This window comes from Ruminococcus sp. OM04-4AA, assembly GCF_003462585.1.
Lineage (GTDB): Bacteria > Bacillota > Clostridia > Lachnospirales > Lachnospiraceae > Mediterraneibacter > Mediterraneibacter faecis.
Map to the genome: position 1 here is coordinate 1 of NZ_QTZH01000025.1, position 14518 is coordinate 14518.

14 protein-coding genes and 1 pseudogene are annotated in these 14518 nt (G+C 38.3%); 14 read left to right on the top strand and 1 reads right to left on the bottom strand.

Annotated features, from left to right (window positions below):
- Nucleotides 1-120 precede the first annotated feature (120 nt).
- The 4 genes from DXB52_RS08735 to DXB52_RS08750 all read left to right on the top strand — a co-directional run bounded on the left by DXB52_RS08735 (nucleotide 121) and on the right by DXB52_RS08750 (nucleotide 2699).
- The gene (locus DXB52_RS08735) at nucleotides 121-699 is read left to right on the top strand and encodes a metallophosphoesterase (RefSeq protein WP_118106978.1); all 579 of its coding nucleotides are present in this window, start codon (nucleotides 121-123) and stop codon (nucleotides 697-699) included.
- Nucleotides 700-726: 27 nt separating this feature from the next.
- Nucleotides 727-966: a metallophosphoesterase gene (locus DXB52_RS08740; RefSeq protein ID WP_118106980.1), complete on the top strand. Its 240-nt coding sequence runs from the start codon at nucleotides 727-729 to the stop codon at nucleotides 964-966.
- A gap of 436 nt (nucleotides 967-1402) precedes the next feature.
- Complete coding sequence (locus DXB52_RS08745; protein ID WP_015527853.1) at nucleotides 1403-2083, top strand: DUF3990 domain-containing protein; 681 nt, start codon at nucleotides 1403-1405, stop codon at nucleotides 2081-2083.
- On the top strand, nucleotides 2058-2699 hold the full coding sequence (locus DXB52_RS08750; protein WP_015527854.1) for a helix-turn-helix domain-containing protein: 642 nt from the start codon (nucleotides 2058-2060) through the stop codon (nucleotides 2697-2699). The genes DXB52_RS08745 and DXB52_RS08750 overlap by 26 nt, the downstream gene beginning before the upstream one ends.
- A gap of 93 nt (nucleotides 2700-2792) precedes the next feature.
- On the opposite strand, the gene DXB52_RS08755 is transcribed toward DXB52_RS08750, so the two are convergent.
- Nucleotides 2793-3305: a hypothetical protein gene (locus DXB52_RS08755; protein ID WP_198425385.1), complete on the bottom strand. Its 513-nt coding sequence runs from the start codon at nucleotides 3303-3305 to the stop codon at nucleotides 2793-2795.
- Between the two features lie 177 nt (nucleotides 3306-3482).
- On the opposite strand from DXB52_RS08755, the gene bioD reads away from it, so the two are divergent.
- The 10 genes and pseudogenes from bioD (at nucleotide 3483) to DXB52_RS08805 (ending at nucleotide 14503) form a co-directional block, all read left to right on the top strand.
- Nucleotides 3483-4166, top strand: coding sequence for a dethiobiotin synthase (gene bioD / locus DXB52_RS08760; protein WP_055148739.1), 684 nt, complete (start codon nucleotides 3483-3485; stop codon nucleotides 4164-4166).
- Between the two features lie 54 nt (nucleotides 4167-4220).
- Nucleotides 4221-5426: an adenosylmethionine--8-amino-7-oxononanoate transaminase gene (gene bioA / locus DXB52_RS08765; RefSeq protein WP_015527858.1), complete on the top strand. Its 1206-nt coding sequence runs from the start codon at nucleotides 4221-4223 to the stop codon at nucleotides 5424-5426.
- Between the two features lie 3 nt (nucleotides 5427-5429).
- On the top strand, nucleotides 5430-7364 hold the full coding sequence (gene bioF / locus DXB52_RS08770) for an 8-amino-7-oxononanoate synthase (RefSeq protein WP_117569393.1): 1935 nt from the start codon (nucleotides 5430-5432) through the stop codon (nucleotides 7362-7364).
- Between the two features lie 259 nt (nucleotides 7365-7623).
- Complete coding sequence (locus tag DXB52_RS08775; protein ID WP_054753541.1) at nucleotides 7624-8157, top strand: RNA polymerase sigma factor; 534 nt, start codon at nucleotides 7624-7626, stop codon at nucleotides 8155-8157.
- Nucleotides 8158-8204: 47 nt separating this feature from the next.
- Nucleotides 8205-10241 (top strand): beta-propeller domain-containing protein, encoded by a 2037-nt coding sequence (locus DXB52_RS08780; RefSeq protein ID WP_118106982.1) that lies wholly within the window; start codon nucleotides 8205-8207, stop codon nucleotides 10239-10241.
- A gap of 249 nt (nucleotides 10242-10490) precedes the next feature.
- A pseudogene (locus DXB52_RS08785) lies at nucleotides 10491-11356 on the top strand (DMT family transporter).
- A gap of 48 nt (nucleotides 11357-11404) precedes the next feature.
- Nucleotides 11405-12025 carry a DUF3877 family protein gene (locus DXB52_RS08790; RefSeq protein ID WP_118106985.1) on the top strand — a complete coding sequence of 207 codons (621 nt, stop codon included), beginning with the start codon at nucleotides 11405-11407 and terminating at the stop codon, nucleotides 12023-12025.
- On the top strand, nucleotides 11973-12773 hold the full coding sequence (locus tag DXB52_RS08795; RefSeq protein WP_117569395.1) for an MBL fold metallo-hydrolase: 801 nt from the start codon (nucleotides 11973-11975) through the stop codon (nucleotides 12771-12773). Before DXB52_RS08790 ends, DXB52_RS08795 begins: the two co-directional genes overlap by 53 nt.
- A gap of 88 nt (nucleotides 12774-12861) precedes the next feature.
- Complete coding sequence (locus DXB52_RS08800; RefSeq protein ID WP_118106987.1) at nucleotides 12862-13854, top strand: bifunctional adenosylcobinamide kinase/adenosylcobinamide-phosphate guanylyltransferase; 993 nt, start codon at nucleotides 12862-12864, stop codon at nucleotides 13852-13854.
- A gap of 13 nt (nucleotides 13855-13867) precedes the next feature.
- Entirely contained in the window at nucleotides 13868-14503 is a 636-nt protein-coding gene (locus DXB52_RS08805) for a precorrin-8X methylmutase (protein WP_015527867.1), read from the top strand.
- Nucleotides 14504-14518: the final 15 nt, after the last annotated feature.

Below are 14518 nucleotides of genomic sequence, written 5' to 3' on the forward strand. Positions count from 1 at the left end.
TCTGATTTTTTTATAATCCGAATTAGTTAATAGTAGTGAAGCTTTTATAAAGGTAAAACAAGAAAGACACCTTAAATCGTTCGTGTTGTATAATAAAAGAAGAAAAGAGGGCTGAATTAGATGAATTATTATATCAGTGATTTACATTTGTTTCATGAAAACTCGATTAAGTTTGATGAAAGACCATTTGAAAGTCTGGATGAAATGCACGAGACGATCAAGAAACGATGGAATAGTAAAATAACAAATGGAGACAGGGTATTTATTCTTGGAGACATAAGTTATAGAGGTAAAAATGAAGATTTGATTGCTTATATTTCTACATTGAAGGGACAAAAAATACTTGTGAAAGGAAATCATGATGATGTGTCGGATTATAGATATCATCAGCTTTTTGCAGAAGTTTGTGATTATAAAGAAGTTCATGATTCAGCTAATGGAAAGAATTATAATCTCGTTTTAAGCCATTATCCAATTTTTAGTTGGAAAAGGATGGGAAAAGGATTCATTTTATTATATGGTCATACGCATGACAGTAATGAGGATACTTATTATCAAAGCTGTTTGATGAAAATGGTGGAAAGCGATTGTCAGCATGTGTATAAAACAGAAGTTAAAGCAATAAATGTAGGATGCATGAAACCCTGGATGAATTATGAACCGCGAACATTGACAGAATTATTGTCCTATCCACAATGAATTAGATGCTAGAAGGGAGATAGTTTTATGGCTACATATGTTATTTCGGATATTCATGGACAGTACAACATGTTTATAGAATTACTCGATAAGAGTGATCTAAAAGATACGGATACTTTATACATTTTGGGAGATGTGCTTGATAGGGGGCCTCAGCCTATTAAGACAATAAGAAAGCTTATGGAAATGCCAAATGCAATATGCCTGGTCGGTAACCATGAATTTATGGCGATGAAATGTCTGGGATTTTTGATGAAAGAAATTTAAACAGACGGGAAGAATTTAAAATGAAGGGGAAAATAGCAGCTTTAAGACCCGTAAATGTTGGATCTGTCACATCAATATGTGTTCGGATAGCCTGAACACCATGCAGCATCTCTTTTCTTATTAACAGTAATGATTTGAAATAATGTCATTACCGTTAGGTTGCTATTTGTTCTTTACGCACAAATCATAGCATCCGGTCAGAATACAGTCAATAAAATGCAAAATCAACGCTTTTATTTTATTCTTGCGTACAAAAAAAGTCAATTCACTTTGTGCGTTACACACAAAATAAACCGGACAGATGTAAAAGCATTATCTCCTGAAAAAACGACATCATAAATATTTTTGCGAGTTTCCTGTAAGGAGTACACTGACTCAAAATCTCTTGCAAGTATATCGCTGTAGCGATATACTTAATACATAAGGAGGAGCTGGTATGAAAAAAATATTATATCATGGATCAGAATTCTTAATTGAAAAACCAGAGTTCGGGAAGGGTGCCAGACACAATGATTACGGAAGAGGTTTTTATTGTACAGAAAATATAGAATTAGCAAGAGAGTGGGCATGTGCAAAGCAAAAAAATGGATATGTGAATATTTATGAATTGGACATGGAAGGATTAAAAGTATTGAATCTGAATGATTCAAAATACCACATATTGAATTGGCTTGCTATTCTTGCAGATAATAGAACGTACTGGCAGAATGGAAGTATTGCAGAAGAGGCAAAAAAATACATAAAAGAGCATTTCCTGATAGATATTACTCCATATGATATTATTGTAGGATATCGTGCAGATGATTCATACTTTTCGTTTGCCCAGGATTTTGTTTCGGGAGTAATTTCGTTGGAAAAATTATCCGAGGCGATGCGGTTAGGTAAATTGGGCGAGCAGATTGTATTAAAAAGTCCGAAAGCTTTTGAGACGATTTATTTTCAGAATTATGAAAATGTAGATGCGGAAATATATTATATCAAGAAAGCGGAGCGCGAGCGTGAAGCAAGACGAGAATATAGAAGACGTAAAAAAGAAAGTGCAGATATTCATGAGTTATTCATGCTGGACATCATGAGGGAGGGTATGGAAAATGGTGATACACGCTTATTCAGATGATTATCTTACGTCAGCCCAACGAATATTGGGAGATATGTTGGATTTCGCGGTGAACACATATGATATGGATATTGATAAATTTTTTGAAATGTTTCTGGTTTCAAATGTGTCACGGCAATTTGAAATTGGAAATCCTACTTATGTAGCCGGAAAAACAGGGTGTGAGTTAGTCAAAGAAGTGATTCGGGATTCTGGGTTAGTAATGGAAGAGTACCCAGATGAGATGTATTTGGATAAATCACCAGAATATTGGAGTGGCTGGGCATTGGCCTATTATCAGTGGTATCGAGGAAGAACATTTTCACGCATCTACAGGGCGGTATCAATGACGGAAATTCGAAATATGTATGAAGTATACCACGAGATGGATTTGGCACATTTCGTGGAGCGGTTGGATGAATTATGGAACCAACATTATCCGGAGACAAATCTGAAACGAATTCGTGATTTGGCGGGACTATCACAGCGAGAACTGGCAGAACTGTCAGGAGTATCTGTGCGGCAGATACAACTCTTTGAGCAAAGACAGAGAGATATCAATCAGACCAGAGCAATTGATGTGTTGCGATTGAGCAGGGCGCTTGGATGCAAGAATGAAGATTTGCTGGAACTATGAGGATCAGGCTAAAGCAAAGAATCGTCTAAAGACAGCGAGATATGGGAAAGACCTGCATCTCGCTGTTAAAATAGATGCTCCTGAGTTGGTGTTTTAGGAAATTGTCTTAAGGACTCTTTTTAGAATTGAAGTCAGAACAGGGGCAGTTATTGCAGTAAAGATCATTCCAGGAGCTGCGCTTACTACTAAAGGCTGCCAGGCAACACCCAAGATTGTTGCCAATACCAGTCTGGCTGCAAACGTTCCGGCAGGACCAGCAATAATGAGGGCCAGTGGGTCCTTTTTTAATACTGTTAAGATAAGACCGGCTACAATACGGTACACCATTGCGATAATGACATTGTATATAGTCTGAAGACCTAATATCATCCCAATAATGCTGGCAATGATGCCGATGGTAAGATAATGTAGAAATCCTCTGATTCTTCCGATGCTTATGGCTAATGGGGCTGATAATTGAAATTCAGTTCCTGGAATGGGTGATGGGATTTTAAATAAGCCCGAGATGAACAGCAGAACAACCCACATGCCGTCCATAGTCAGATTTTTGACGCTAAAAAAATGATTGGATAAAATTCTTTCTTTTGATTCTTCTGTAGTACTCATAGTTTTCCCATCCTTTTGTTTAAAATATTTCTGCCATTTCCCATTGAGAGAGATTAAAAGCAAAGTTATTGTATACAATAAGCAACTAATTGTCAACCATTAAATAAAAAAGGTTGACAATTAGTTGCGAGTAAGTATATACTTTGCCTAAAGTATGCAAGAAAAAAGGAGAATGCAATGGGAAAAGGGATATTTGTAACCGGTACAGGTACGGATGTTGGTAAAACATACGTTACAGGATTGATTATAAAAAAGATAAAAGAGAACGGGATGACTCCAGGCTATTTTAAAGCTGCTATGAGTGGAAATGAAAGAGAGGAAGATGGAACGCTGATTCCTGGTGACGCTTTGTGGGTTAAGAATGTATCAGGAATCTCCCAGTCAGTAGAGGAAATGTGCCCGTATGTCTATGAGCATGCTTATTCTCCGCATCTGGCTTCACGTCTGGAAGGAAATCATGTTGAGATGGCAGTTGTTTTGGATAATTATAGAAAAGTAAAAGAGAAATACGACTATATAACAGTTGAGGGAAGTGGCGGTATTTTATGTCCGATCTGTTTTGATGAGGCACGTATTGGGTTGACAGATATAATAGATGAGATGGAACTTGACTGCATTCTGGTTGCAGATGCAGGACTTGGAACAATCAATAGTGTTGTACTAACTTATGAATATATGAAAAACAGAAATATGAATATAAAAGGAATGATTTTTAATCATTATATAGCGGATAATATCATGCATGAAGATAATATACGCATGTGCGAATATATGACGGGGCTTCCAACTCTGGCGAAAGTTTCCATGGGAGACGTGGACTTGAATATTGATATAGCAGAATTAATTTCATTATACAGATAACAATATAACGGAATGAGGAAAGCAAAAATAAGAATAATTTTAGGAGATAAACTTATGATCTGGTATCCATATGTACAGATGAAGAAAATGAAGACACCATATAAAATTGTAGATGCAGAAGGAGTTTATTTGTATACGCAGGATAATAAAATGATAGATTCCGTATCTTCCTGGTGGTGTATGATACATGGCTATAAAAATAAAGAAATTAACGAAGCAATGAAGAATCAGATTGATCAATTCAGTCATGTTATGCTGGGTGGGCTTACTCATGAACCAGTCTTGAAATTATCAGAAAAACTAAAAGATTTTCTCCCGGGAGATCTTGATTACTGTTTTTTTTCAGATTCGGGTTCGGTTGCTGTAGAGGTTGCCTTGAAAATGGCATTGCAATTTAATATTAATCGTGGCAGCGGAAGAAAAAAACTCCTTTCGCTTACCAGCTCGTATCATGGAGATACATTTATGTGTATGAAGGCCGGAGATGATGAGGATTATCATTTTATATTATCAGAAGATGATAAGAAGGATGTAATTCACATTCCAACGGAAATGGATGCATTGGAAAAAGTATTTCGGACACACGGAAATGAATTTTATGCATTTATTGTAGAGCCACTTCTTCAGGGAGCCGGCGGGATGAAAATGTATAGTATTGATTTCCTGAGAAGGGCAAGAGAACTTTGCAATGAATATGATGTTGTTTTTATATTTGATGAAGTTGCAACTGGTTTCGGACGTACTGGAAATCGTTTTGTGTCTGATCTTGTACTTCCGGATATTATCGTGCTTGGAAAAGCATTGACTGCCGGGTATATAGGACATGCAGTGACAGTAGCAAATCATAAAATATATAATGGATTCTATTCTGATAAGGATACAGATGCACTTATGCATGGTCCTACATTTATGGGAAATCCGGTCGCATGCAGTGCAGCATTAAAATCTATAGAAATATTTGAGCGTGAAAATTATATGGAAAAAATCAAGCATATAGAGGATATGGTTAGAAATCTGGTCTCCGGATTCACTCATCCGCTTATCAAAGAAATCAGATATATGGGTGGTTGTCTTTGTTTCCAGGTACATGACCCATCATGTCTTATCGGATTTCAGGAGTATGCATATCAACGAGGAGTATTTTCAAGACCATTTCTCGATATTATGTATGCCATGTTTCCGTATATCATACAGGATAATGAGATCAGGCAGATTGTTGATGTCATGAAAGACTGGTTCACTGAACAGAAAGGAATTTAATCTATGAGTGCGGAGGAATTGTACAGTATTAAGATGCGTGCAAGCAAAAAGGAAAACGGTACGGATGTACACATATCCGGAGCAGAGAAAATCGTTGAGGCACCGGATGTTGATATATTTGCCAATGCGCTGATAGAGAGAGGAATGCATCATTCCAAGGGTGAAGCAGATGCGTTGAACTTGAAGATAAATAAAGTCTGCAAGGAGAACATTATTTATCTTGATGCACTTTCAGTAGAGACAATTGAGGTCGAAACATGGGAAAAAGGGCAGGAAGAGATAAAAAAATATTTAAAAGAAACTGGAATAGACAATCCGCAAGATGTCATGCAATTCTTAGATGAAACTTATGCCATGAGAGGAGCTATGCTTCTTGATGTTGACAGGCTCATTCGTTTAGAACCGGATAAAAAACGTGGGATTCGTGCTACCAATATGGATCAGGAGAGAATGAAAGGGGACAGAATCGGAAACGAGAAGAATCATTATGAAGAAGCAATTGTACTTGCGACAAAAGTGGCAAATTGTCCTGGTATTATTGGTGAGATATGTATTTCAGATGATCCCGAGTACGTGACCGGTTATGTGAGCTCAAAAGAAATCGGTTATAGAAGAATCACGAAGATGAAGAGAATGGGGAGCGAAAAAGGAGGAAGAATATTTCTGTTTCGAGGAACAGATGCAGAAGAACAAAAAGCAATTGATTTTCTTCAGAATCAGCATGTGATCGTCAGAAATGTACCCAAAAAGATTTGCAAAAAATCAGATATGAAAAGACCACAGAAGTGGGATAAAATTGATAAAGCACTGGTATCTTTAAAAGAAAACCATCTTTTTCGCACAATGAAGACAATAGAATCGGCACAGAGTTCACATGTAACTATAGATGGAAAAGATTATGTATTAATGGCATCCAATAACTACCTGGATATTGCCAGTCATCCTTCCATAAAATCAGCAGTCGTAGAATCGACAGCTATGTATGGATTTGGCTCCGGTGGCTCCAGACTTACAACCGGAAATACAGTGATACATAATGCACTGGAGAATAAGATTGCTTCCTACAAGGAAACAGAAGCAGCGATCGTGTTTAACACAGGATATGTTGCAAATGTAGCAACAATATCCGCAATGGTGAAAAAAGGAGATACTGTTTTTAGTGATGAATTAAATCATGCAAGTATTATTGATGGATGCCGTCTTTCAAAAGCCAAAATTGTAACATATGCTCATAATGATATGGATGATCTGCGAAAAAAAATACAAGAGAATCCATGTGAGACAGGCATTGTTGTCAGTGATGCAGTTTTTTCTATGGATGGAGATATATTAAAGCTTCCGGAATTTCTTGATATCTGTGAAGAGAATCAATTGTTTTCCATGGTAGATGAAGCACATTCCACAGGAGTGATCGGCAAAACCGGTCATGGAATCCGGGAATACTGGCAGGAAAAAAGACAGGTAGATATTTTAATGGGAACATTTAGTAAGTCGATAGGTGGCGAAGGTGGTTATGTGGCCGGAGAGACAAGACTGATAAACTATCTGAGAAATGTGGCAAGAGGATTCATATTTTCTACTTCACTTTCGCCAGTAACCATGGCTGCGAATCTGGCTGGAATCGAAGTTCTTGAAAAGGAAATCTCAAGAGTAACAAAATTGCAGTACAATGTAAAATATTTTTGTAGACAACTCGGGAAATATGGTATCAATGTAAAATCTGAAACTGCCATAATTCCTGTTATTATTGGTGATGAGGAAAATGCACTGACAGTTTCCAACTATCTTCATGAGAATGGATATTTTATATCAGCGATACGTTATCCAACTGTTGCTAAAGGAGCAGCAAGGCTTAGAGTCGCGCTTATGTCCAGCCATACAGAAGCAGAACTGAAAAAGTGTGCAGAATTAATAGGAAAAGCCTTATTGATGAAGTAAAAATATGTTAACACTTTAGGAGTGAATAATCATCCAAAGACAGCGAGATATGGAAAAGACCTGTATCTCGCTGTCTTTTTATTAAGAAATTCTTAGTTTTCATCTGCAACAGTTTTTTTATTTGTAGACTCTAGTGTATATAACCTATAATAAAGATAATGTGAAACTATTCATAGACTTCATGAACCAATACAGGTGATTCACAAAAATGGTTATAAGAATCTTCAAATGAAAAAGATGATTCGAGAGGAGGGAACGAATGAAGGATAAAGAAAATTCAAGGGAAATACAATTCAAAGAGGAATTGGTTCGCAAGGCCAAGAATGGAGATACGAAAGCATTTTCCCTGTTATATGCCGGCGTTTGCAAGGAAATGTATAAATTCGCATTATATATGATGAAGCATACAGAAGATGCAGAAGACGCGGTAAGTGAGACCGTTATATCTGCATTTGAAAATATTGCGAAGCTCAAGAATGAGAGTAGTTTTAAAAGCTGGATCTTTACAATTTTAGGAAATCAATGCAGAAAAATGTTGGGAAAGCGTGGAAATCATGTGTCAGAGGAAGAGACACCAGAGGCTGGACACGAACCGGACTATGAGCAACATTTTGATGTGAAGGAGGCATTCGCAAGGCTTGAGGAAGAAGAGCGTATGATCCTTTCGTATTCTGTATTCGCTGGATATGGAAGTGAGGAAATTGCGCAGATGCTTGAGATGAATGCAGCAACGGTTCGATCAAAGAAAAGCAGGGCACTTGGGAAGATGCGTAAGATGTTGGAAGCAGGATGATCTATAAGAGCTGGAGTTGAAAAAAATAGAAGAAGGAGGCGGAAAAGATGGAAGAAAATAGAGAAAAGAACAATAAGAAGATTGAGAATGAAAAGCGTTTAGAACAAGATTTGAGACAGATGGCAGATGATGTGATCCTTCCGGACTCACTGGAGCCGGAGGCAATTCAGAAAATGCTTCAGGCAAGACAGGAAGAAAAGCAGCAGGGATCAAAAACGAAAAAGAACAAAAAGAACTGGAAACGTATCGTTCCGATCGCAGCGGCGGCATGTGTCTGTGTGATAGTTGGAGCGACAGTTGGAATCAAGCAGATCAACAAAGGAAACAACAAAACATTAGATGCAGCGACTATCGCATCAGCAGCAGATCAGAAAGAGACAACCCAGACACTTATAACAGCGAAAGATTATAAAGAAATTGAAAAATGTATCAAAGAGTACAATAAGCAGATGGCACGGGACAACAACAGTATGGCCATTGGAATGTATGAAAGTGCATCTTCATCAGACGCAGCATCAGCAGAAAGTAGTAATGTTAGTGATACCGGAGCTTATTCAGATACGAATCTCCGTGAGAACGGCGTGGGGGAAGCCGATATTGTCAAAACCGATGGAAAAAACATTTATACACTGTGTCGGAGTGTTGTGACAATCACAGCTATTGACAATGGGTCCATGGAAAAGCTGGCCTCGATCGAACAGGATGCAGAACGCTATGTAGAAGACATTTATGTACAGGATGATAAATTAGTTCTGTTCGGTACGTTAGGAAGACAAGTCGGAAATTCAGAGGATTCAGAAGCTTATGATGGATATTATGAGAACAATACGTATGTCCAGGTATATGACATCAGTGACCCGTCAAATCCGAAAGAGATCGGTAACATGGAACAGAGCGGAGGATATAATACATCCAGGATTGTTGATGGATATGTCTATGTGCTTAGTCAGTTCCATCCTTACGAAGACAATGTTACAGCAAGAGATCTGTGGTATATTCCGGAAGTGCAGGGAAAATCTATTGAAGCAGAAAATATTTATATGCCACAGGAAGCAGAAGGAAATGAATATACGATCATTACAGCATTTTCATTAGATAATCCATCAGAAAAAACAGACAGTAAGGCTGTTTTTGGTTATTCGGATGTGTGTTATGTAAGCGAAAATAATATTTATATTACAAGTAATTATTATGAAGATTCAGATGTGAGCAGAACATTGATCCGCAAGATTTCTTATACAGATGGAAAGCTTGTTGGTGTTGCTCAGACGAAGATCAAAGGAATGCTGAACGATTCTTTCAGCATTGATGAGTATGAAGGAAACCTTAGATTAGTTACAACAATCGATGAGATTTATTCGAATGATGATATTATGCCATTAAATGAGACGGCAGATAAGACTGAAAAAGCCGTTGCTGAAAATGTTAAGGATGCGGTACCTGGTACAAATTCACTTTATGTACTGAATGACAAACTGGAGATCATTGGCTCCATTCACAATCTGGCAAAGGATGAAACAATCTATTCCGCAAGATTTATGGGAGATACAGGATATTTCGTTACTTACCGTCAGGTGGATCCATTGTTCTCGGTAGACCTTTCAGACCCGGAGAATCCGAAGCTTCTTGGAGAGCTTAAGATTCCTGGATTTTCCGAATATCTGCATCCATATGGAGACGGAAAACTGCTTGGCATAGGGATGGATGTAAGTGAAGATGGATTTACAACAGAAGGTGTGAAACTTTCGATGTTTAATGTTACAGATCCATCCAATGTAACAGAGGAAAATAAGTATACAATTGAAGAAAGCTATGGCACAGATGTAGGATACAATTATAAAGGTGTATTTGTAGATGTTCAGAAGAATCTGTTCGGGTTTGTTACCTATCATGATGGAGTGACTTATCAGTTGTATACGTATGATGAGGCAGAAGGATTCAAAGAAGTCATGAGCAGACAGCTGAGCGGATATGAAGGCAGCAGAGGACTGTATATTGGTGACGTATTCTATCTTGTAAGCGGAAATATGATAGAATCTTATTCCATGAATGGATTTGAGAAGATGGATGATATTGTTCTGTAAATAATTTGTAACTGTTCAGAGCTAACCTCCAAAATACTACGCATTTTGGAGGTTGGCGTATCCGCCAAATAAAATTTCAAAAACAGTTTAAAAAATGCAAGTATTTTATACCTTTTTTTGAAATTTTGCTTGGCTCTGAACAGTTACAATATTTTGGATTGACAGTTTGTAAGACGAAAATTATACTAATAGGAGATGGAATTTGTTTGAAATTGTAGTTTTGTAATAAGAGAAAAGGGGTTAGAAATTATGAGTTCCAGAAATAAAGGAATTTGCTTTATTATATTGTCGGCATTTTCATTTGCGTTAATGGGTGCCTGTGTCAGGCTTGCGGGGGATGTGCCGTCCATACAGAAAAGCTTTTTCCGAAATCTGGTTGCATTCTTTGTTGCACTTATAATGATTGTGCGAAGTGGTGACGGATTTGAAATCAAGAAGGGAACTTAGGTTATATGGTTTTGCGTGCAACATTTGGCACGCTGGGAATCCTTTGTAATTTTTATGCAGTAGATCATCTGGTACTTTCAGATGCATCTATGCTGAACAAAATGTCTCCGTTTTTTGTTATTTTATTTTCGTTTCTTCTGTTGAAAGAGAAATTAAAACCGGCGCAGGCAATTGCAATTTTTGTTGCATTTATCGGAAGCCTGTTTATCATTAAGCCAACCTTTACAAATATGGAACTCTTTCCGTCAGTGATCGGTCTATGTGGGGGAATCGGTGCCGGTATTGCGTATGCAATGGTAAGGATTCTTGGTCAGAGAGGTCAGAAAGGAAGCTCTGTTGTTCTGTTTTTCTCAGGGTTTTCCTGCATCGTGACACTTCCGTATCTGTTATTTAATTTCCATCCAATGACAGGAGCGCAGATTCTGGCACTGTTTGGTGCCGGACTTGCGGCAGCAGGAGGACAATTTGGAATTACTGCAGCATATTATCATGCACCTGCGAAAGAGATATCAATCTATGATTATTCTCAGATTATTTTCTCTACGATTCTCGGATATTTTCTTTTCGGACAGGTTCCGGACAAGTACAGTGTGCTTGGATATGTGATCATTCTCACAATGGCGGCATGGATGTTCTTCTATAATAAAAGACCGGAAGAAAAAGAATAGAAACTGTTTGAAGCCAAATATATTTCAGATGAAAAGGATTATAAAATCATGGATTTTGCAAGACTTGAGAAAAATATTATAGATGTAATAAAGGAAGAACAGGCGAAGCTGGGCTACCGTAAGGAGAAGATTCGTCTGTATTATCCGCTGAGTTCTCTGAATCATTTCTTTCAGTTAGATGTGGATGAGACAGGAATGCAGGAAAAATTGAGCCGGTTTTCTGAGTATGAAGAAGGGAAGCTTGGAAGTGTTGAAGTGACAAATAAGGGGGAGCGGTTCTGTTTTCATATTCCGGAGGAAGGTGCAGAATATGTACACAATAATATGAAAGAGAATGAATTCATCAAAGACCTGATTGGGTTGATCTCTCATCATGGCTGCAAGATGCAAGATATCTTTGAACTGTTCCGTCAGCATTCGGATCAGATTACGATCGAAGAGATGCACAGCGATGAATTTGATTATATGATCTGCTTTGAAAATGATCCGGAGGATACTTACCGGTATTGCTTTAAAGATGAAGGATGCCATATCATTTACCATAGATCCTGCCGGAAGATTATGAAGAATTTAGATTTGGAAAATAACTGTCAGGTCAGACAAAAAGGAGAAAAAAGTGAAGCTTACAATACTTGGAACAGGAAATGCAACCGTTACGGAGTGTTATAACACATGCTTTGTGATCAGTGATGACGACCGTCATTTTATGGTAGACGGTGGTGGCGGAAATACGATTCTTCATCAGTTAAAAGCAGCAGGACTTAACTGGATGGATATGAGAGATATTTTTGTGACACACAAGCATATCGACCATCTTCTTGGAATTATCTGGATGATGCGTATGATTCTTCAGAATATGAATAGAGGAAAATACGAAGGAGAAGCTACAATTTACGGACACGAAGAAGTAATCCGTATTCTGAAAGAGATGGCAGGTGAAGTTCTTTCGGCGAAGGAGATGAAATATATAGATGATCGTCTTTACATGGTCGTAGTAGAAGATGGAGAAGAACGTGAGATTATTGGAAAGAAAGTAACATTTTTCGATATTCATTCTACAAAGGCAAAACAGTTTGGATTTTGTATGCAGTTAGATGAGGATGAGAAACTGACCTGTTGCGGAGATGAGCCGTACAATGAACTGGAGCAGAAATATGCTGAGAACAGTACATGGCTCTTGCATGAGGCATTCTGTCTCTACGGACAGGCGGATGAATTCAAGCCATATGAGAAGCATCACTCCACAGTAAAAGATGCATGTGAGATGGCATCAGACCTGAATGTGGAGAATCTGATTCTGTATCATACAGAAGATAAGAATATTGAACACAGACAGGAGTTGTATCTGGAAGAAGGCAAAGTTTATTATGATGGAAATCTGTTTGTGCCGGATGATCTGGATGTAATAGAACTATAAGAAATTTAATCCCACATCAAGTTTGTTATATGCTATACTTTGTTTATGATCAGGTTGAATTGATAAATTCAGGGAGAGGTGAAGGAGAATGCTTGAGTTAGTAACAGGAGGCAGCGGAAGCGGAAAATCAGCTTATGCGGAAAGCCGGATCTGTGAATGGAACAGGCAGGATCCGAAGCCTCTCTTTTATATTGCAACCATGTATCCTTATGGGGAAGAGACAGAAAAGAAGATTGAGAGACATCGGATGCTTCGTAAAGGAAAAGGGTTTGAGACATTAGAGTGGTATACAGGACTTAAGCTACATTTGGAAGAGGGATCATTACAAGGCTCAGATGTGCTTCTCGAATGTATGTCGAATCTCGTGGCAAATGAAATGTATATGGAATCCGGTGCAGGATGTCATGCAGATCAAGCCATTCTGGAAGGGATCCGAGAATTGAATCAACAGTGTTCGAATCTGGTGATCGTGACAAATGAAGTGTTTTCCGAATCGGTTCCGGATTCGCCGGAGATGAAAGAATACAAAAGGATTCTTGGCAGGATCAACTGTGAAATTGCAGCGATGGCAGATCAGGTGACAGAAGTTATTTATGGAATTACACAGCAGAAAAAGAAACCGGATACGCTAGTCAATAGAACAGAAAAACCTGGCGTGGAGAGTAACAAATCAGGAGAGTCGGTGATGTGTCAGAAAGAAAATAGAGCTCATATAATTATAGGTGGTGCATTCCAGGGAAAAGCACAGTATGCAACGAAAATTTATCCGGGACTTGAGCTGACAGACGGGATCAATTGTTCGCTGGATGAGATTGAAAATTGTGTGGCAATCAATAAATTCCATTCATTTACAAGGCGCTGGCTTTTGGAAGGAAGAACAAAGGAAGCGTTGCTGACGACACTAGAGAAGAATGAAAATCTACAATTACTAATTAGTGACGAAATCGGATATGGTCTTGTACCCGTTGATGATTTTGAAAGAGAATACAGGGAATTTCACGGGCGTGTCATGACAGAACTTGCAGAACAGGCAGATTGTGTAGAACGTGTTGTGTGTGGGATTCCGCAGAGAATAAAGTGAAAGGAAATTAGTGATGCTTTCAGAGATAGAACAGGTACTTCCTTCTGAAATAGAGAAGAGAAGTTTTGAGATTATAACAGAAGAATTAAAAGAGATGGGAAAGATTCTCTGTCCGGAGACAGAACTGATCGTGAAACGCTGTATTCACACAAGCGCTGATTTTGAGTATGCGGACAGTCTTGTTTTTACAGAAGGTGTTGTGGAGAAAGCAAAGGATGCTATCCGCAGAGGTGTGCCGATTATCACAGATACACAGATGGGAAAAGCAGGAATTAATAAGAAACGTCTGGCAGAGTATGGCAGTGAAGTGCTTTGTTTTATGTCGGATGAAGATGTGGCAGAGATGGCGAAAAAGAATGGCACAACAAGAGCGGTGGCAAGTATGGATAAGGCAGCTGCACTGGGAAGAGAGGCTATCTTTGCAGTTGGAAATGCACCGACAGCATTGGTACGGCTTTATGAGTTGATCAAAGAAGGAAAGATTAATCCGGAATTAATCATTGCAGTTCCGGTAGGGTTTGTAAATGTCGTGCAGTCAAAGGAACTGATCTTAAGTCTGGAAGATACACCGTCGATCGTGGCACGGGGAAGAAAAGGTGGAAGCAATATTGCCGCATGTATTTGCAATGCTTTATTATATCAGATGTAAAACAGATGTAAAAAA